Consider the following 277-nt stretch of genomic DNA (forward strand, 5'->3'; position numbering starts at 1 on the left):
CTCAACATCCCGGCGCACCGGCATGTCCGGATGCGTATCGTCCTGTTTAGCCCCGTCGATGACGTGATGGAAGCGCAACCCGAAGTTGAGCGGGTCGCAGTTCGCGAACGCGGCCGGCTGACGCGCGGACGTCGCCCCCTGTTCCGGGGTGCTGACCTTCTTGCCCTTGATCGTTGCGGTGCGTTTGTCGGCGTTCGGCGCTGGGGCGGTGTAGGGCGTCGTGTTGTCGCGCACGATGGCTGCCCGATTCACCGCAATCACCTTGTCCGGATCGCTC

The 277-nt window shown here is 65.3% G+C and carries 1 protein-coding gene; it reads right to left on the reverse strand.

Annotated features, from left to right (window positions below; all coding sequences use genetic code 11):
• The coding region (locus SB786_RS36115) for a hypothetical protein (protein ID WP_410731562.1) at positions 1-277 on the reverse strand (277 nt) is incomplete at both ends.

The sequence above is a fragment of the Burkholderia sp. SIMBA_062 genome, assembly GCF_046534765.1.
Lineage (GTDB): Bacteria > Pseudomonadota > Gammaproteobacteria > Burkholderiales > Burkholderiaceae > Burkholderia > Burkholderia ambifaria.